The 18,481-nt window shown below is 56.5% G+C and carries 18 protein-coding genes and 2 tRNA genes; 10 read left to right on the top strand and 10 right to left on the bottom strand.

Annotated elements, in window-relative coordinates; genetic code table 11:
* Positions 1-62 precede the first annotated feature (62 nt).
* The 3 genes from PUV47_RS05550 to PUV47_RS05540 are packed head-to-tail and all read left to right on the top strand — an operon-like array spanning position 63 to position 5,895.
* Positions 63-1,064: an ImuA family protein gene (locus PUV47_RS05550; protein ID WP_274217514.1), complete on the top strand. Its 1,002-nt coding sequence runs from the start codon at positions 63-65 to the stop codon at positions 1,062-1,064.
* Positions 949-2,514, top strand: coding sequence for a DNA polymerase Y family protein (locus PUV47_RS05545; RefSeq protein WP_274217513.1), 1,566 nt, complete (start codon positions 949-951; stop codon positions 2,512-2,514). The genes PUV47_RS05550 and PUV47_RS05545 overlap by 116 nt, the downstream gene beginning before the upstream one ends.
* Before the next feature lie 15 nt (positions 2,515-2,529).
* Positions 2,530-5,895, top strand: coding sequence for an error-prone DNA polymerase (locus PUV47_RS05540; RefSeq protein ID WP_274217512.1), 3,366 nt, complete (start codon positions 2,530-2,532; stop codon positions 5,893-5,895).
* 5 nt (positions 5,896-5,900) lie between these two features.
* On the opposite strand, the gene PUV47_RS05535 is transcribed toward PUV47_RS05540, so the two are convergent.
* Positions 5,901-6,314, bottom strand: coding sequence for a YchJ family protein (locus tag PUV47_RS05535; RefSeq protein WP_274217511.1), 414 nt, complete (start codon positions 6,312-6,314; stop codon positions 5,901-5,903).
* 221 nt (positions 6,315-6,535) lie between these two features.
* Here PUV47_RS05535 and PUV47_RS05530 point away from each other — a divergent pair, with 221 nt between their 5' ends.
* Positions 6,536-7,705 (top strand): FAD-dependent oxidoreductase, encoded by a 1,170-nt coding sequence (locus PUV47_RS05530; RefSeq protein ID WP_274217510.1) that lies wholly within the window; start codon positions 6,536-6,538, stop codon positions 7,703-7,705.
* On the opposite strand, the gene PUV47_RS05525 is transcribed toward PUV47_RS05530, so the two are convergent.
* The 3 genes from PUV47_RS05525 to PUV47_RS05515 all read right to left on the bottom strand — a co-directional run bounded on the left by PUV47_RS05525 (position 7,692) and on the right by PUV47_RS05515 (position 8,539).
* Positions 7,692-8,216, bottom strand: a complete 525-nt coding sequence (locus PUV47_RS05525) for an AAA family ATPase (RefSeq protein WP_274217509.1) — start codon at positions 8,214-8,216, stop codon at positions 7,692-7,694. The two genes, PUV47_RS05530 and PUV47_RS05525, sit on opposite strands and share 14 nt — an antisense overlap.
* A 107-nt stretch (positions 8,217-8,323) precedes the next feature.
* Positions 8,324-8,398, bottom strand: a tRNA-Gly gene (locus PUV47_RS05520).
* 66 nt (positions 8,399-8,464) lie between these two features.
* Positions 8,465-8,539: transfer RNA gene (locus tag PUV47_RS05515), tRNA-Gly, on the bottom strand.
* Positions 8,540-8,800: 261 nt separating this feature from the next.
* On the opposite strand from PUV47_RS05515, the gene PUV47_RS05510 reads away from it, so the two are divergent.
* The 4 genes from PUV47_RS05510 to PUV47_RS05495 all read left to right on the top strand — a co-directional run bounded on the left by PUV47_RS05510 (position 8,801) and on the right by PUV47_RS05495 (position 11,377).
* Positions 8,801-9,319: a prolyl-tRNA synthetase associated domain-containing protein gene (locus PUV47_RS05510; RefSeq protein WP_274217508.1), complete on the top strand. Its 519-nt coding sequence runs from the start codon at positions 8,801-8,803 to the stop codon at positions 9,317-9,319.
* A 114-nt stretch (positions 9,320-9,433) separates the two neighbouring features.
* Positions 9,434-10,423 (top strand): thioredoxin, encoded by a 990-nt coding sequence (gene trxA / locus PUV47_RS05505; RefSeq protein ID WP_274217507.1) that lies wholly within the window; start codon positions 9,434-9,436, stop codon positions 10,421-10,423.
* A 40-nt stretch (positions 10,424-10,463) separates the two neighbouring features.
* Positions 10,464-11,144 carry an LON peptidase substrate-binding domain-containing protein gene (locus PUV47_RS05500; RefSeq protein ID WP_274217506.1) on the top strand — a complete coding sequence of 227 codons (681 nt, stop codon included), beginning with the start codon at positions 10,464-10,466 and terminating at the stop codon, positions 11,142-11,144.
* 41 nt (positions 11,145-11,185) lie between these two features.
* The gene (locus PUV47_RS05495) at positions 11,186-11,377 is read left to right on the top strand and encodes a Trm112 family protein (protein ID WP_274217505.1); all 192 of its coding nucleotides are present in this window, start codon (positions 11,186-11,188) and stop codon (positions 11,375-11,377) included.
* Between the two features lies 1 nt (position 11,378).
* On the opposite strand, the gene PUV47_RS05490 is transcribed toward PUV47_RS05495, so the two are convergent.
* The 4 genes from PUV47_RS05490 to PUV47_RS05475 all read right to left on the bottom strand — a co-directional run bounded on the left by PUV47_RS05490 (position 11,379) and on the right by PUV47_RS05475 (position 14,191).
* Complete coding sequence (locus tag PUV47_RS05490; protein ID WP_274217504.1) at positions 11,379-11,702, bottom strand: DUF167 family protein; 324 nt, start codon at positions 11,700-11,702, stop codon at positions 11,379-11,381.
* Positions 11,703-11,707: 5 nt separating this feature from the next.
* Positions 11,708-11,998 carry a YggT family protein gene (locus tag PUV47_RS05485; RefSeq protein ID WP_274217503.1) on the bottom strand — a complete coding sequence of 97 codons (291 nt, stop codon included), beginning with the start codon at positions 11,996-11,998 and terminating at the stop codon, positions 11,708-11,710.
* 257 nt (positions 11,999-12,255) lie between these two features.
* On the bottom strand, positions 12,256-12,591 hold the full coding sequence (locus tag PUV47_RS05480) for a hypothetical protein (RefSeq protein WP_274217502.1): 336 nt from the start codon (positions 12,589-12,591) through the stop codon (positions 12,256-12,258).
* Between the two features lie 475 nt (positions 12,592-13,066).
* Entirely contained in the window at positions 13,067-14,191 is a 1,125-nt protein-coding gene (locus tag PUV47_RS05475) for an NAD(P)/FAD-dependent oxidoreductase (protein WP_274217501.1), read from the bottom strand.
* 59 nt (positions 14,192-14,250) lie between these two features.
* On the opposite strand from PUV47_RS05475, the gene mnmD reads away from it, so the two are divergent.
* The gene (gene mnmD, locus PUV47_RS05470) at positions 14,251-14,952 is read left to right on the top strand and encodes a tRNA (5-methylaminomethyl-2-thiouridine)(34)-methyltransferase MnmD (protein ID WP_274217500.1); all 702 of its coding nucleotides are present in this window, start codon (positions 14,251-14,253) and stop codon (positions 14,950-14,952) included.
* 18 nt (positions 14,953-14,970) lie between these two features.
* On the opposite strand, the gene PUV47_RS05465 is transcribed toward mnmD, so the two are convergent.
* Complete coding sequence (locus PUV47_RS05465) at positions 14,971-16,383, bottom strand: L-serine ammonia-lyase (protein ID WP_274217499.1); 1,413 nt, start codon at positions 16,381-16,383, stop codon at positions 14,971-14,973.
* A gap of 389 nt (positions 16,384-16,772) precedes the next feature.
* Here PUV47_RS05465 and PUV47_RS05460 point away from each other — a divergent pair, with 389 nt between their 5' ends.
* Complete coding sequence (locus PUV47_RS05460) at positions 16,773-17,561, top strand: MipA/OmpV family protein (protein WP_274217498.1); 789 nt, start codon at positions 16,773-16,775, stop codon at positions 17,559-17,561.
* A gap of 46 nt (positions 17,562-17,607) precedes the next feature.
* Here the strand turns inward: PUV47_RS05460 and PUV47_RS05455 are convergent, their stop codons facing one another.
* The gene (locus PUV47_RS05455; protein WP_274217497.1) at positions 17,608-18,426 is read right to left on the bottom strand and encodes a pentapeptide repeat-containing protein; all 819 of its coding nucleotides are present in this window, start codon (positions 18,424-18,426) and stop codon (positions 17,608-17,610) included.
* Positions 18,427-18,481 lie beyond the last annotated feature (55 nt).

The raw sequence follows: 18,481 nt of genomic DNA, 5'->3' as shown, positions 1-18,481 counted from the left end.
GTGTTCTCGCGGAATCAATATAAGAACATTACAAGAACAAATAGCGAATACGGCGAGATTCGATGAGCTCTCGAACGGCAGAAATTGAAGTCTTGCGCCGCCGCCTCGCGGTTCTGGAAGGACGCCTCCCTCAGGAATCGCAGATGAGTTTGGCTCCTGCACCCGCCGCCTCGATTATGCAGGAGCCAACTCATACCCCTTCCGGTTCTGAGGTTGAAGGGGCCGCGGGTGTGTGTGTAGCGCCTGCAGGTCAGAGCCGGCACCGTTTGTGTCTGGGCGTTGAAGAGCTGGACCAGCTCTCCGCACAGCATGGTTTCAAGCTGGGTACCTTACATGAATTCACATCAACTGAAGTGCGCCAGAGCGGAGCGCTGACCGGCTTTGTAGCCGCTTTGGCGACCCTGTGTCTGAAGCAGCGCGACGGCATGGTTCTGTGGGTGCTGGATGAGATGGTGCAGCGCGAGGCAGGCCTGCCCAGTGCGCAGGGCTTTTTGCAGTTTGGTCTTGATCCGGCGCGGCTTTTGATTGTTGCCCCCCATCGGGTTGAAGAGGTTTTGTGGGCGCTGGAGGAGGGCAGCCAATGCCGTGCTCTGAGCGTGGTTGTGGGCGAGATGCAAGGGGATTTCAAATCGTTGGACCTTACGGCAACGCGCCGGTTGGCGTTGCGTTCAGAGCGGTCCGGGGTGCCTGTGTTTTTGATGCGGCACAGCGGTCAGGCTGCGGTCAGTGCAGCCATGACCCGCTGGCGGGTGACGCCTCTGCGGTCTGAAGCGGTGGGTCTGCGAAACAAGGGAGCGTTTGTTCCTGCACGTGCCTTGATGGCGGCACCGTGTTGGCATGTGGAACTGGAAAAGAACCGGGACGGGCGGCCCGGTTCCTGTGAACTGGAGTGGAACCATGCAGAGCAACGGTTTAAACGCATCTCCCGCCCTGAATGCGGGACTTCCCTTGGGACCCCGGCGCCTGAAGCAACGCATCCTGTGTCTATGGTTCCCCGAGCTGGCCACAGACCGCATCTGCCGCAGGGATCGGGGCAGGTCGTGGCGCTCCGGCGACGCGGTTGAACCCCTTGCCGTTTATGGCAAGCGCCGCAATGCGCACCGTCTGATCTGCATTAATGCGCCTGCGCGCAAGGCGGGCATAGCGTTGGGCGAGGGGCTGAGCGATGCCTGTGCCCGTGTCCCTCACTTGCGCACAGAAGAAGAAATTCCCGAAGCAGATGAAGCGCTGCTTGCTGCTCTGGCAGATTGGTGCGATCGCTATACCCCCCTTGTGGCACTGAGCGGAGATGATGGTCTTCTGCTGGACATTACAGGCTGCGCCCATCTGTTTGAGGGTGAAGAAGCGCTTCTGGAAGATTGTGTGACGCGCCTTTCTGCGCAAGGCTTTACCGTTCGCGCCAGCGTGGCGGACACGGTTGGGGCCGCTTGGGCGTGTGCCCGCGCCAAGGGCGGGGTCATTGCGCCGGGTGGCCAGCGCGAAGTTCTGGAGCCTCTGCCGCTGTCCCTGCTGCGCCTTGAAGAAAACTGTGTTGCCGCGCTCAACAAGGTCGGCCTGAAACGCATTGTAGATGTGCTGGACCGGCCTCGTGCTCCTCTTGCCAGCCGCTTTGGCGGGGAATTGGTGCGCCGACTCGATCAGGCTCTGGGCCTTGAGGGGGAGCCGATCTCTCCGCGGCTGCACATCCCGGCGCTGGTTGCGGAGCGTCGGTTCTTTGAGCCGATCTCCCGGCAGGAGGATATGGAGGCCATCATCTTGGCACTTGGCGACCACATCAAGGCTCAACTGGAAGAGCGGGGGCAAGGTGGCCGCGCGTTTGAAGTGGCGCTGTTTCGCGTTGATGGTGTCGTTAACCGCTTGATGGTGGGCACCAGTGGGCCCATCCGCGAGCCTTCCTTCATTCTGCGTCTTTTCAGGGAGAAGCTGAAGTCTGTCGGCGATGAGCTGGATGCCGGGTTTGGCTATGACCTTGTGCGTCTGAGTGTGCTTGAGGCCCAGTCCTGCACCCCCGGCCAGTTGGACCTGAGCGGAGCGCGAGACGAAGATGAGGATTTGGCGCAGCTGGTAGATCGTCTTGGCGCCCGGCTCGGCATTGCGCGGGTGGCGCGGTTTCTGCCCGGCGACAGCCACATGCCGGAAAAACGTGCAGCGCTGGTTCCAGCTGCTACCGTGCGAGAAGACGCGATCTTTTGGCCGGATGAGCATCTCTTATGGGACAACACATCCCTCGAGCGGCCGTTGCGGTTGCTGGCCCGCCCGGAGCCGGTGGAGGCCGTGGCCATGGTGCCGGAAGGCCCGCCCTTGCGGTTTCGCTGGCGCAAAGCGCTCTACGAGGTTGCCCGATCGGAGGGGCCAGAGCGCATTGCGCCGCCGTGGTGGCAGGGGCCCCAGCCCACGCGGGACTATTTCCGTGTGGAAGACAGCGAAGGGCGGCGTTTCTGGCTGTATCGCGAGGGCCTGTTTGAGCGGGAGGTGCCGAACCCGCGCTGGTTCCTGCAGGGCTTGTTCAGCTAGGTTGGGGAGGCGCGGATGAGTGGACATCTCTTGCGCCAGTCCTTTGTCGAGTTGGGCTGTGCCACAAACTTTTCTTTTCTGCATGGGGCTTCACACCCGGAGGAACTGGCGTTTACCGCTGGCGAACTTGGCATGCCGGCGCTCGGTGTGACGGATCGCAACACTTTGGCTGGCGTGGTGCGCGTGCATACCGCCGCAAAGGAAGCGGGCATTCGCACGCTGGTGGGATGCCGACTTGTTTTTTTGGATGGCACGCCGGACATTCTTGTCTGGCCTACGGATATTGAGGCTTATCAGCGGCTGTCTCGCCTTCTCACCATCGGCAATCGCCGTGCGCCGAAGGGTGAGTGTCATCTGCACCTTGAAGACCTGATGGGGTGGGGTGAGGGGCTTATCATGGCGCCGGTGCCGCTGGCGCTGCCACGCCAGGCAGATGAAGCTGCGCTTTGCCGGGTGCTGGGGCGTTTGACGGACGCGTTTGGAGCTCGGGTCCGGCTTGCGGCCCGGTTCCTTTATTATGGTAGCGATAGACGTTGGTTGGGGCGTCTTCAGGAAATTGGTGCCCAGCAGGAAGTGGCGCTGCTAGCCACCAATGATGTTCTCTATCACAGGCCGGAGCGCCGCCCCCTTCAGGATGTCATTTCTTGCATTCGCCTTCACAAGACGCTGGAGACCGCAGGCCGCCTGCTGGAAGCCAATGCAGAGCGTCACCTGAAACCCTATGGCCCCATGCTGGACTTGTTTCAGGATTGCCCGAGCGCCGTGTCTGAAAGCCTGCGCGTGGCAGATGAAATCACCTTCTCGCTGGATGAGCTGGCCTACACCTATCCGGATGAAACCTTCGCGTCAGGCTTGCCGCCACAGGAGGAGCTGTCACGCCTTGCCGAGGAGGGCATGCAGCGGCGCTATCCGGGCGGGGTGCCGGACAAGGTGCGGGCTACGGTGGCGCGCGAGCTGGAGCTGGTGGAGGCGTTGCAATACGCACCGTACTTCCTGACGGTCTATGACATCGTGCGTTTTGCCCGGTCCCGAGGCATCCTGTGTCAAGGGCGCGGTTCGGCGGCAAATTCGTCGATCTGCTTTTGCCTTGGCATCACGGAGGTGGACCCTGATCGGGCAGATTTGTTGTTTGAGCGGTTCATTTCGCCTGAGCGCAAGGAGCCGCCGGACATTGACGTGGACTTTGAACACGAGCGTCGCGAAGAGGTGATCCAGTACATCTATGAGAAGTACGGGCGGGAACAGGCCGGGCTCGCCGCCACGGTGATTTGCTATCGCTCCCGCTCTGCCTTGCGGGAGGTGGCCAAGGTTTTTGGCTTTTCAGAGGACGCGATGAACGCCCTCAGCGGCACCATCTGGGGACGATCCGACCGAGGTGGCACGCCGGGGCAGATCCGAGATGCCGGACTGGATCCGGAGCAAGTCGTTATGACACAGGTCTTGAAGCTAGCCCACGAGCTCATCGGCTTTCCCCGCCATCTGTCGCAGCATGTGGGAGGCTTTGTCATCACGCGGGGGCGGCTTGATGATATGGTGCCTATTCAAAATGCTGCCATGGCAGATCGCACGGTAATCGAATGGGACAAGGATGATCTGGACGCTCTTGGCATTTTGAAGATCGACATTCTGGCACTGGGCATGTTGTCGGCCATTCGCCGAGCGTTGGTCATGCTCAAGGAAGATTATGGCGTCACCCATTCGATCGCCAGCATTCCGGCGGAGGAGAGCCAAGTCTATGACATGATATCGCGGGCCGACACTCTTGGCGTGTTTCAGATCGAGAGCCGGGCACAGATGAGCATGCTGCCGCGCATGAAACCGCGCACCTTCTACGATTTGGTGATTGAGGTCGCCATTGTGCGCCCGGGTCCCATTCAGGGCGACATGGTACACCCTTACCTGCGTCGGCGTCAGGGGCTTGAGCAAGTGAATTTCCCCAAGGAAGAGTTGCGCGAGGTGCTGGGCAAAACATTGGGCGTGCCTCTGTTTCAGGAGCAGGCCATGAAGATTGCCATTGTGGCAGCTGGATTTGAGCCCGCGGAGGCGGACCGCTTGCGCCGCGCCATGGCCACGTTCCGCCGGGTTGGGACCATTGGCACCTTCCAGCGCAAGATGGTGGAGGGCATGGTGGCCCGCGGCTATGAAGCGGACTTTGCTGAACGTTGCTTCAAGCAGATTGAAGGTTTCGGGGAATATGGTTTTCCAGAGAGCCATGCGGCCAGCTTTGCGCTGCTGGTTTACGCGTCTGCCTGGATCAAGGCGCGCTATCCGGATGTGTTTTGTGCGGCGCTTCTCAACTCCCAGCCCATGGGCTTTTATGCACCAGCGCAGTTGGTGCGCGATGCCAGAGAGCATGGCGTTGAGGTGCGCGAGGTAGACGTGAACATGTCCGAGTGGGAAACCATTCTGGAACCGGGCAGTCCGGCCCGCAACAAGCTGCATTATCGTCATCGGGAGATGGCTGAGACTGTATACTCAGACCGGGCGGTACGGTTGGGGTTTCGCATGATCAAGGGTGTTCGTCAGGAAGATATGGCGCGGCTCGTTGCCCGGCGTGGCAGAGGGTATGATTCGGTGCGTGATCTGTGGCTGCGTACCGGACTGCCGCGCGCGGTGATTGCGCGACTTGCGGAAGCGGATGCCTTTCGCTCCTTGGGGTTGGACCGGCGCACGGCCTTGTGGGCGGCTCAAGGGCTTGAGCAGGGCGGGGCCGCAGAGCGGTTGCCGCTGTTTGACCGGGCCGATCTAGATAATCTGCGTCCAGAGCCGGACGTGAATCTGCCGCCCATGCACCTTGGAGAGCACGTGGTGCTGGATTATCAGAGCCTGTCGTTGTCTTTGAAGGCGCATCCCGTTTCGTTTGTGCGTCCCGCTTTGCAGCGCATGCGTGTCACGCGGGCGGCGGATCTTGTGAACCTGCCATCAGGGCGGCGGGTTACCGTTTCGGGTCTGGTGCTTGTGCGTCAGCGGCCCGGGTCAGCCAAGGGTGTGATATTCATGACCCTTGAGGATGAAACCGCCGTGGCCAATGTGATCATCTGGCCAAAATGCTTTGAAAAATACCGACCCATCGTGCTGGGTGCCCGTTTTGTGAAGGTCTCTGGCCATCTGCAAAACGCAGAGGGGGTCATTCACGTGGTTGCGGAAAAACTTGAAGATGCCAGTGGTCTGCTGTCCCATCTGTCCGCCCAAGGGCTGGAGGATGCGGCGCTTGCCCATGCAGATGAGGTCAAGCGACCGGTGCAGGAGCTTGCGCCAAAGATCCGCCCAAAGCGTGGATTGGCGCAGCTCATTCAGGAAGTGCCGGAAGTTGCGCAGGATTACGAAAACCTCTCCCGCACGGCTCAACGGGTCATGCCGAAGGGGCGCAACTTCCATTAGGCATCTTAAACGCCGTTTGGCAGTGGAAGTGGCTCAACGTAGAACCAGCGGTCCTTCTTCTTGCGGAACAGGCTGAGTTCCTTGTGTTCGTACATCTGGCCACGGGCAAGGAACTTGGCCTTGAACAGCACCAGGCCTTCCTTGTCCTGCGGGCTGCCCTTGGCTGCATCCAGAACGTCGAGGGTAAGCCAGTGGGTCTCATTGGCCCATTCTCGCACTTCCATCTCGTTCATGGTTTTTTGAAGCGGTGGCCACAGGGTATCGCGAATGAACTTCACGTTCTTCTGCGTGTAGGCCGTGTACCGGGCGCGCATCAAGTCTATGGCTTTCTCCGGTTCCGCTGTCCCTTCAATGAAAGGCTGGCAGCATTTTGCATAGGCTTCACCTGAATGGCAGGGACAGTTTTGCGAAGTCGTCATTGTCTCTCTTCTTAGCTTTCAAGATCAGTGTCTTTCGACAGTCTACCGTGCCTGTCTGGTCATCAAGCCGGACCCAACAAGGGCTCAGGTGCCCGTAATTGAGAAGCCCCTTACTTCTTATCCAGTTGATTTAAAGGAGGCATGGTTTCAAAGTGCATACCAAACTTTCACGGCTCGTCGAATAGTCTTTCGGGGACTATGGGCATGAAAAGGTTGGATTGATGCCAAATGACATCTTAATCGTGGGCGCGGGGCCCTCTGGATTGACTGCCGCTATTGAACTGTATCGACGTGGCTACCGTCCGCGCATCATTGATCAACTGCCAGAGCCGAGCCCTTATTCGAGAGCGCTTGCCATCAATCCGCGGACGTTGAAGATCCTTGGTCCTTGTGGGGCGCGAGAGGCTCTTGTCCGGCGCGGAAACAAGATCCGGACTGCCCGTCTGTTCGGGCCAGAGGGAGAGCTGGTCAAGATTGACCTCGGTCAGCTGCCTGCGCCCTATGACTTCATGCTTATCTTGCCGCAGACAGAAACGGAGGAGGTCCTTGCTGAAACTCTTCAGGACTATGGCGGCACTATTGAGCGCGGCACCACGCTGAAATCATTGCACCAGATCGGTGGGCGCTCTCAAGTCGTCTTGACGCTGCCGGATGGCTCGGACCAGCATGTCTCGCCGGATGTGGTTATTGGAGCAGATGGCGCACATTCGCCGACACGCCACATGATCGGGCAGTCTTTCAAGGGCTCTGCCTACGAAAACGAGTGGGGCCTTGCCGATGTGGAAGTGGAGACGGATCTGCCGCTGGATGGCATCAGCGTCTTTGACCGCGCTCCCGTGCTGTTCGCTTTGTTCCCGCTTGGAGGTAAACGGGTTCGGCTCATGTCGGATCAGGCGGATATTCTTGAACATGTCCCCGAAATGCTGCGCATTGCAGAGGTTCACTGGCACAGCACCTTCAAGATTTCCCATCGTTTGGTGGACAGTTATCAAAGCGGCTCCGTGTTCCTTGTGGGCGATGCAGCGCATATCCACTCGCCTTTTGGTGGGCGCGGCATGAACATGGGCATTGAAGATGCCGCTTGGCTTGCCTGGCAGATCAGCACGGGGCGCACGGATGAGTACACGGAGGACAGACGGCCCGTCGCTCATCAGGTCATTGAAAGCGTGGATCCTTCCACGCGGCTCATGGCCTCGGAGCGTTTTTGGGCGAAGTTTGTCCGGCGCACGCTCATTCCTCTTTATGCGCGGTCTCATCGGTTTCAGGATCGCTTTTTGCCGGTCATTTCTGCCAGTGACACCCCGTTTCCGCCGTGGCTTTCCGTTGAGGGCATCGGGTCAGGCGATCATACCGAGATGGAAACCTTGCCCCGCACCGCTAGACACGGCTGAGAATAAAATTCACGCGCGCAGCAACTGGGGCCTTGGGTATAAGGACCGTGCTGTAACCGAACGCTTGATAGGCATGTTCGAGGCGGACGAATTCAGCTTTTGCGTCTTCCAAGCCATGCCTGCGCTCAGCGTCGGGTTTGTAGATTTCAGGCCAGGGCGGGGCGAGAAACACTGTCTGCGCATAGCGATACATGTGAGCGTGTGCGCGATATTCCGTTGACCCAGTGGCGTGTTCAAACGCGGTAACCGCATCAATCAGAGAACGGTCAAAGAACACCGGACCGCTCAGTCGAGCAGCTGCCGAGTAATCTCTTAAGCAGCAAGCCATGGCTTCTCTTGCAAAAGCCGCGAGATCGATCCAAGGCAGAGCAGTGCCGCCGTTTTGCACTTGATCTTTCACAACTCTGCGTCCCGGCTCGCAGATGGTCGCGTGCCCTTGGCGATCCAGAGCAGAGAGAATCGTTGACTTCCCACCGCCGGAACAGCCTGAAATAACGAAGAAATTTTGCATGAAAGATCCAGCTGCCAGCACAAAATTGCGATGCAGAAAACCAAGGGATAACCAAACGCCGAAAGCGCAGGACTAGGTCAATTTTCGGGAACAGATATTTAGGGAATTGGAGCGGGCGATGAGATTCGAACTCACGACATCAACCTTGGCAAGGTTGCGCTCTACCCCTGAGCTACGCCCGCATTTTCCAATGCGTCTCACCGAAACTGGTGTGGGTATCACCAAATTTCTCACGGGTGATGAGAAATTGGAGCGGGCGATGAGATTCGAACTCACGACATCAACCTTGGCAAGGTTGCGCTCTACCCCTGAGCTACGCCCGCATTCCGTTTCGAAGAGCCCCGGTGTGGAGCCCGTCGGTGAGGTGGGCGTTATATGGCAAAAGCTTCTGACGAATGCAATAAGGAATTTTCATTCTCGTGATTTCTTTTGCAACTCCTGTGGATTTTATTTGCCAGCACCATGCAACGTTGGTCGGCCAAAATATCTGTTTTATAAGGAGAATTCTTGCTTCTTGCGGTTGTTTCAAGCTAAAAACATCCGCTGATTGATCAGGGTTTCTTTTTATAGGGCGGGAGAGCTGAATGGCTGCGACACGTGAAGAGCTGATGGCCTTTTTCGATGAACTGGGGATCGAGACATCCACAGTGGAGCACAAAGCTGTCTTCACCGTTGCTGAGTCCGATGAGGTCTTGGACCACCTTCCAGGTGGGCACACCAAGAATCTGTTCCTGAAGGACAAGAAAGGAAACCTGTTCCTAATTGTGGCGGAGCAGAGCGCGCGGATTGACCTCAAGGCGGTCGGCCCGCTAATCGGTGCATCTGGGCGCGTGTCTTTCGGCAAGCCTGAGCTACTTATGGAAGTGCTTGGTGTTGAGCCGGGATCCGTGACGCCGTTCTCGCTGATAAATGACCGGGGGAACCAACGCGTTTCTGTGATCTTTGATGCTCACATGATGGGTCATGAACTCTTGAACTACCATCCGCTGAAGAATACGGCGACAACATCAATCAAAGCCGAGGACTTGATGAAATTTGCCAGAGCTTGTGGTCATGAACCGCGAATTCTAAAGGTTTCGGAACAGTCCCAAGATATCGAATAGGCCTCATACGGGCGAATGATTGTATTTCAGGCGCCAAGACGCCATGTTAGGCCTTAACGACCAATCGATTTCAGCCGCAGAGTGTGTGGCAAAAGAACAAGGGATCAGTGCAACATGAGTGGATCCGGATACTCAGTGAGTGGCAGCTTTGGCGGTGCAATGTCAGGTGGTTATGGCGGCGGTTATGACACCGGCGCGGCAGGCTCGGGCTCAGCGCCTGCTTCCGCAGCAGCAGGCGACCTGATCAAAGACACGACGACGCAGACCTTCATGCAGGATGTCATGGAGGCATCCATGCAGACACCTGTTCTGGTGGACTTCTGGGCACCATGGTGCGGCCCATGCAAGCAGCTTACCCCCGTGTTGGAATCCGTTGTTACCGAAGCTGGCGGGGCGGTGAGGCTGGTTAAGATGAACATCGAAGAGTTTCCGGAAATCGCCGGGCAGATGGGCATCCAGTCAATTCCGGCAGTTGTTGCCTTCAAGCAAGGTCAGCCTGTCGACGCTTTCATGGGCGCGCAGCCGGAAAGCCAGATCAAATCCTTCATTGAGCGACTTGGTGTGAAGATTGGCCCAAGCGATACGCAGGTTATGCTGGAACAGGCTGAGGCTGCTCGTGCCGCTGGTGATGTGACTCAAGCGGCTCAGGCCTACGCGGGTGTTCTGTCCATGGACAGCGACAACGTAAAGGCTATTGCTGGTTTGACCCAGTGCTTTGTGGCGGCAGACGAACTGGACCGCGCCAAGCAGACGCTGGAGATGACGCCGGAAGACAAGCGTGATGATCAAGACTACATTGCTGCGCTCAAGGCTATTGAGCTAGCAGAACAGGCCGGTCAGGTGGATGATCTGGCGGACCTGCGCGCACGCATTGAAGCCAACCCCGCTGACCATCAGGCGCGTTTCGACTATGCCATTGGTCTCAATGCGCGGGGTGAGAAGCAGGAAGCAGTGGATCAGCTGATCGAGATCATGCGGCGTGATCGTGAATGGAATGAGGATGGCGCTCGTCAGCAGTTGCTTCAGTTCTTTGAGGCTTGGGGCTTCAAGGATCCGGCTGCAACGTACGGTCGACGCAAGCTGTCATCCATACTCTTTGCTTAAACGTAGAAGCGTCATCAGACAGTCCATGGAAAGTGATGAAATGACAGTTGGCAATGCAACCTACGCTTCGATAGAGGATGTTCCGAAGGTTGTTCCCCTGTTTCCGTTGCAGGGCGCATTGCTGCTGCCTCGCTCACATATTCCACTCAATATCTTCGAGCCGCGCTACATTGCGATGATCGACGCTGCCATGCGCACAGATCGGGTGATCGGCATGATTCAGCCGGATTTGGGTATCGATGAAGAGGACCCAAATCCGCGCCCGCCGCTGTGTAGTGTCGGATGCCTCGGCAGGATTACGTCGTTTCAGGAGAGCGGGGACGGGCGCTATCTCGTCACTCTGTCTGGCGTGACGCGCTTTGATCTGCTCGGCGAGGTGGAAGATCGCGCACCTTTCCGCCGCGGTGCCATTGACGCGACCCGGTTTCTGGAAGACCTAACGCCCGGCGTGGGGGAGGAAGACGTTGACCGGGAAAGCGTGCTGAGCGCGTTGCAAACTTATCTGGATGCGAACGAGCTGGAAGCGGATTGGGAAAGCGTCAACACAGCGTCGACCGAGGTGTTGATCAACGCCCTTTCCATGATGAGCCCTTATGGGCCCAAGGAAAAGCAGGCGCTTCTGGAAGCGGACTCGTTGAAAGTGCGGGCCGATACTCTGATTGCGCTGGCGGAGATGGAGCTGGCGAGGGATAACCCAGGGCAGGGTCCGTCCATCCAGTAGGGTGGGCCTTGGTCTTTGTTCCAGAGAATTGAAAAGAAGCTATGACTGAGAAAACTGCTCACAAACTTGATCGCCGTCTGCTCGAATTGCTCGTTTGTCCGGTCAGCAAGACCACGCTCGAATATGACGAGGAGAAGCAGGAGCTGATTTCCCGGGCAGCAAAGCTTGCTTATCCCATCCGAGATGGCATTCCGGTGATGTTGGCTGAAGAAGCGCGCAATCTGGAAGATTAAGCTAGAGTTTCAGAAGCCGTTTCAATGCGGCTTCTATCTCCCCGGCATCGCCCTCGACCCTCAACGTCTTGAATCGAGATGTTGTTCCCGCTTCAACATGCACAGATGACTTGGGTGTTTTCAGGCTCTTGGCCAAAAGCTGCTCAAGTGCTTTGTTGGCGGCCCCCTTCTCGGGGACTGCGCGCACCTTTGCAGCCAAAAACACCTTGCCATCTGATTGCTGGAGAAACCCTTCTACCGCGTCCTTGGAGGATTTTGGTGTGAGGCGGACCTTTATGAAAAGCCCGCCGTCAGTCGGCGTCCAAGGGAGGTCTTTGGGTGCCAAGGGACTTAAAATACGTTTGGATAGACATAGCGCACGATCACGTTCTGCAGGAAGAAGATCCCGATCAGCAGGACGATCGGCGACAGGTCCAGTCCGCCCATGCTTGGCAGGAGGCGGCGTATCGGCCGCAGAAGAGGCTCTGTCAGATTGTAGAGCATCTGTCCAATCATGGAGACAAACTGGTTGCTTGGGTTGACGATGTTAAAAGCGTAAAGCCATGAAAAGATTGCGCTCGCGATGATAACCCATGTGTACAGGTTAAGGATGAGCATAAGGACGTCAAGAATAGCCAACATGGATTGCCAGGTCTCCGAATACTAATAGGCAGGTGTATTGTGCTTGTCGCCATCGCCCACTCTCAGCCAATGACAACGGCCCTTGGTCTGATGTAGCTGCGAAAAACCACTGCTGCAAGAGCGAGCATGGGCCTTTTGCCTTTAAATTGCGTTGAAATGCCTTGGGTTATTCGCTTGGCAGCTGGTGTTCAGCGGGCGTTGAGCAAGCCGAGCGCGTGCCCTGACAGATTTCGCAGCCGCTAAACGATGTGCGCGCTTCAGCAGAAAGTAAACTGTGAGAGAGTCCAGCTCTCTGGAGACCATGTTGAACAGCTCGTGGCCGTGTTGGGTGAGAACACCTCACCCAACACTTGAATGGGGCCACGTGAAACTGTTGATGGCGCGCCCAGCTGAGTGTGCTGAAATACTTCCGCCTCGATCAGGCGGGTCGGACGCTGCTGTTTGTCTTCTGCGCGAATGGTCTGCAGAAGGGTGTCAACAGCGTCGTGCGCGCGTGCGTCCTCCTGCGGCTTTCCGAGTGTATGCACGGAAGCCAAGGCAAGCGTGCCAGCAATAATTGCTGGCACAGCAAATTTGAACCAACGGAGAGACATATAGAGGTCTTTATAGATGTGTTTTTGTGATTTTTTTTCTTAGTTCCCAACTGCGGCAATTTTGGGGTGTCGCAGAGGATTAGTGCAACTGTTGAAAAATCCTGAAGGGATGAGGCTTCGGGTTTTTACAACAGATCTCCAGTTTATTTCCAAGCGTCCGCACGAAGAGATGCGTACCAGGTAATAGCTGGCTTTTCTTTTACTACATCTTGACTATGCGCCTGTGAGGCAGGAGCAAGTAGAAGGGGGAGTGCCAATGCGGCAATTGCAGGAACTACAATCTGTAACCAACGAAGAGATTTCATTTTTTGTTTCCCTTTCTTTGTTGTTGACAAGGAGAGAGATAGTCCAAACTTTCAGCTTTGGCTAGAGGTCCTCTGTGGAATATCAGAGGGCAAAAACCCTAAAAAACGGCAGAATTCTGGGATACTTAGCCGTGCTACTAGTTTTCTCAAGGGCAGCTATGCACTAATCACTACCACTTAAAGTGGCTTTCTGGCCGGAAAGTCTGGGGGATGTGAATATCTTTCGCGGAAGTAACGCCAAGTTGTTGCATCAGAGCGTCGGCGATGCGGTGCGCGATTCCATAAGAGATCTTGAATCCACCTGTTGCGATCCAGATTTTCTCATGAGTCGGCATTTGACCGACAAGCGGGTCGCGCTTTCTGCACTTCGGGCGTATGCCTGCCCATCGGTCGATTATTGGCGCATCCTTCAAAACAGGGCAGAAGGCAATGGCCTTGTTCAGCATACCCTGAAGCGTGTCTTCTTCTGTCTTTGTATCTTGCCATTCCCGCTCTGACGTGGAGCCGACGGCCACACTTCCGTTTTCGTGGGCAATGACATAGATGCCGTCGTCATAAATCACGGGCAAGTCATGGGGCAGGTCCAGCTTGAGGGACAGGGACTGGCCCTTTACGCCGCTGCCGATGTGCTGACCTGTGAGGTCCTCAATGAGGTCAAACCCTTCATACCCTGCTGAAAGAACCAGATGGCCAGCGCTCACGGGCTCGGCGCTTGAAAGCGTCAGCTTGCCTGTTGCTTCATCAAAGCTCTTGAACTCGGTGTGTTCCATTAAGGTGATGCGCGGCTGGAGGTAGGCTTTAAGCGCTGCCGAAACCAGGCGCGGGTTGGCACGGGCTGCCAATGTGTCCCAGATGAAGCCAAGCGGTGCTGCTGCGGCAGCTGGCCAGCCTGCGTGAGGCGACGCGTCCAAGACGGAAAAGCTGAAGCCGGTTTCCGCTGTTGCCCAGCGGGTCTTGCTTTCCTCCTGTCGATGCAGGGCGTGGTCGAGCTTGTCTTGAGTATAAAGTGGCATCAGTCGCCCGACGCGGCGGTAACCGGTAGACAGGCCGGTGGCATCTTCAAGCTGAGCGATGCCATCCGAGAGGGTCTTCAGAGCCTCGAATTGAAACTGCTTCTTGTCATTCCACTGGCTTGGAATGTGCGGCATCAAAGCGCCAAGCAGGCCGTGGCTGGCACCGCTGGCAACCGTGTTTTTTTCAATCAGGACAACACTCAGGCCGTGGTCGCAGGCGGCTTTTGCGACAGACAGGCCGAAAATTCCAGCGCCTACAATGGCGATATCAAAGGCTTTCATGTATTCATGCCTCGGTTCTTAAGATGCTTGTGCTTACACAGTGAGAATTGGCCGTTCATATGACAGAAAAAGCTGAATTGGAATGGCGCAACGAGGATGTGCCGTTTTCGTCCCGTTTCGACGATACCTATTTCTCCAAGGCCGGAGGTCGTGAAGAGACAAACTATGTGTTTGTTCAGGGCAATGGCCTGGAACAGCGGATGACACAGGTTTCCAGCCTGGTTGTGGCAGAACTGGGGTTCGGCAGCGGCCTTAATTTCTATGAGACTGTCTTGCACCTTCGCCGACTGCCCAAGGACACGCGACCTGAGCTCACGTTCATCTCCTTTGAGCTTTATCCCATGGCGGAGGATGAGATACGCAAGACCATCCGGCCGTGGCCAGAGTTGATGCCCGTTGCCGAAGAGGTGCTGTGTCACTGGCAGCTCACTCAAGGATGGATGGAGGTTGCTCTTGAGGACGTGACCCTTTGTCTTGGCGTGGGAGATGCCAATGAGCTGATCAAGACCATGCCTAAAGCGGCAGATGCCTGGTATCTGGATGGGTTCAATCCCTCCAAGAACCCGGAGTTGTGGTCGGAAGAGCTACTGCGAGCTGTGTTTGATCAGACGAACGAGCAGGGCACCTTTGCCACGTACACGGCTGCTGGCTGGGTGCGGCGAAATCTGCAGGCAGCAGGCTTTGCGGTAGAGCGTGCCAAGGGGTTTGGCACCAAGCGGGAAATGCTCAAGGGGCGCAAAATCGCAGGCCCCTCGAGCTAGTGTTGTTTCAGAAGGGGTTCAGCACTCTGGAAGGTTCACAGCCAAGCCGCCAAGGCTTGTTTCCTTGTACTTGTCGTTCATCTCCTCGCCAGTCTGGCGCATGGCTTCGACGCAATTGTCGAGCGGCATGTAATGAGAGCCGTCACCGCGTAGAGCCAATGATGCTGCGGAAACGGCCTTGATGGCGCCAAGCCCATTGCGTTCAATGCACGGTACCTGCACCAGTCCCTTCGCCGGATCACATGTCATTCCGAGGTGGTGTTCCAGAGCAATTTCAGCTGCATTTTCAATCTGCTCATTGGTGCCACCCAGAGCCGCGCACAGGCCAGCTGCCGCCATTGCAGCTGCAGAGCCCACTTCACCTTGACAGCCGACTTCTGCGCCGGAGATTGAGGCGTTGTGCTTGATGATGCCGCCAATAGCTGCTGCGGTCAGCAGGAAGGTGCGAATTCCTTCATCATTGCTGCCTGGGCAGTGGTCTCTGTAGTATTTGATGGTCGCCGGAATGACACCCGCAGCGCCGTTGGTTGGAGCTGTTACGACCTGACCACCGGCAGCATTTTCTTCATTGACCGCCATGGCATAAACCGAGAGCCAATCATTGGCCACATGGGGCATGGACATGTTCAGGCCGCGTTCTTCCTGAAGTTGGCGATAAATGGCAGCCGCGCGGCGTTTTACCTGAAGGCCTCCCGGCAGGATGCCCTCTGTTTGCAGCCCGCGTTCAATGCACTTGTCCATTACAGACCAAATGCGCCAAAGCTGCGCGTCCAGATCATCTACCGCCTGCCGGGCCTGTTCGTTGGCAAGCTTCATTTCTGCAACGGACTTGCCGGAGGTGGTGCCCAGCTCCAACATTTGTTTGGCTGAGGCAAACGGGAACGGTACCGGCGGGAGCTCGCCGTTGGTCGCGAGGGTGGCTTTGCCTTCCTTCATCGCTGACAGCTCGTCTTGGGTGAGAACGAAGCCACCCCCAACGGAGTAATAGATTTCACGAAAGTGAAGCGCTCCTGCAGCATCGTAGGCCTCCAGCACCATGCCGTTGGCGTGCCCCGGCAGGTTCGCTTCGAAGTCGAACACCACATCTGTTTCCGGATTGAAGGCTAGCGCAGGCAGACCTTCTGGTGTGATTTGCTTGTGAGCGGCAATGGAGGCTTCAATGGCTTCCGTTTCTTCCGGATCCAGTGTCTCCGGTGTGCAGCCAGCCAAGCCAAGGACCACGGCCTTGTCTGTTGCATGGCCTTTTCCGGTCCACGCCAAGGAGCCGTGAAGAATGCACTTTACAGCAGCAGCATCTCCTGCCCCTGGCCACCTTCTGGAGCCATCGCGCAGTTCATCCAAAAACTTGGCAGCGGCGACCATGGGGCCCATGGTGTGGGAAGATGAGGGGCCAATGCCGACTTTAAAGATCTCGAAGATGCTCAAAAACATAAGTGGGTGCTCGGATATTATGCCTGAGAAGACTCAGGTGGTTTCGTTTCGCCTTAGATAGGCGGTTTGGCGTGTCAGCGCCAGCGTTAGAATGCCGGTCATGGACAGTCGCTTCGGTGATCGTTGGATTTAATAATGAAAGCATCATGCATTTAAATGTTGCAAAAGATTCGGCCGCGGGTCGATTACTTCACTTATCCACCTCCGAAAAGAAGCTGTTTCGAGAATTTCACCAGTTGAAATTGGGGATCATGTAGAGCTGGTGCACGCGAAAATGCAGCAGTAGGCGTGCAAATTCGCAACACTCGGCCTTAGATCTGCTTTTTCATAAAACTTACAGGTGTTTTGCGGATATAGTTGCCGCAGAGATTCTACAGGTGGGATTTATCATGAAGCTTCTTGCCAAAGTGGCGTTGACCGCCGCTCTGATGGCTGGCGTGAGCGCGCAGGCTCTGGCTGACGATGGCATCTTGGTTGATGACCTGACGCCAACCGAGGCCAGCAAACAATATGTAGTTGATATCGGTGTGGCCGGTGTCATCACTCCAAAATATGATGGCGCGGATGATTATGTGGTTTATCCGCTGCCTTTGTTTGCCTTCAGCCGCTTCTACTTGCCGGGCTTCGGTCAGGTTAAGGATGGCGGTACGCAGAGCCTTTTCTTCTACCCATCGTTTGGTTTTGTTGGTGAGCGTGAGCCTTCAGACGACGCGCGCCTTGCAGGGACCAAGAAGGTGGACTGGGCTGGTGAAATCGGCTTTGGTGGCGGTTTCCGCTATGATGCGTTCCGGATGTTTGCCGAAGTTCGCCACGGCTTCAATGGCCATACCGGCATTGTGGGCCGAGCTGGCATCGACTACATCACAAAGCCGATGGACAAGCTCACACTTGCGATCGGTCCGCGTGTCGATTTTGCCGACTCTGATTATATGGAGACCTACTTCAGCACGGCATCCAGTGCGGTCGTGGGTGCCTACAGCGCCGATGGGGGTTTCAAGAGCGTAGGGGCCATTGCCCGTGTCAGCTATGAAGCAACTGAGGATGTGTCATTGCACCTTCAGGGCGGTTGGGATCGCTTGATTGGTGATGCCGCAGACAGCCCGATCAGCTTGGACGACGATCAGTTCACCGTCGCGATCGGCGCAACATATCGCTACGACTTCAATATCTTTGACTAAGAATTGAAGCTCTGAGCAGATTTGTTTTTTTAAAGCCCTGCTTTGATCACTCGGGATCGGAGCAGGGCTTTAGTTTGATGTCCTCGGAGATGATAGTGGTTTCGTCGCCGCAGGCCAGCAGGAAGGTTGCGTCGTTCAAACCTCGGGCGTTGGTAAAGTTAGCGCCGATCAAGCGGCTTCTCCTGAAGAATGCACCGCTCAGGTCAGCTCCCGAAAAATTTGCGCCTGTCAGGTTGGCACTTGCGAAGCTGACGCTCTCCATCTTCGCATTGGCAAAGTTCGCCCCTTGCGCCTTCACCCGGTCCAGATCAGAGCCTTTCATACGGGCGTTCGTGAAGTTGGCGCCCACAAGATTGGCGCGCTGCATGTTTGCTTCACGCATCATGGAGTTGGTGAAGTTTGCACCTTGCAGAGACGCCCGAATGAACATGGCATTGCGCAGGTCTGTTCCCTTGAAGCTGGCCTTGTCGCCCATGGCGCCGTTCAGGTCAGCATCGCGCATATCGGCTTCACCAAAGTCTGCGTTGCTGACGTTGGCTTTCTCCATGTCGACGCCGCGCATCTGGGCGATTGCGAAGTTCGCACCGGTGAGGTCTGCTCTTTCGAGCTCTGCACGTCTTAAATCCGAAGCCTGAAAATTCGCGGAAATCAGAACGGCATTTTTGAGATCGGCATCTCTAAAGACGCTGCCCTGCAGGTCTGCATTTTCTAGGTTCAATTCGCGCAGATCAGCCAGCCGTAGATCGCACTCGATGCATTTTCCGGTATCGAGCAACATGTCTACAGTCGTTACCTGAGCGTCGACCAATGTTGGGCCGGATGGGTCGCACAGGAAAAACAGCGTGGCGCAAGCAGCAGCTTTCATGGGTGTGCACTTCTTTCGAGTTTATATGAGCCCGTAGCCATCCAATTTTACAGCA

The sequence above is a fragment of the Pseudovibrio exalbescens genome (assembly GCF_028737195.1).
In the GTDB taxonomy this organism is placed as follows: Bacteria; Pseudomonadota; Alphaproteobacteria; order Rhizobiales; family Stappiaceae; genus Pseudovibrio; species Pseudovibrio zosterae.
Note: the sequence above shows the minus strand (reverse complement) of the source record. Positions and strands in the feature narration are given on the sequence as shown.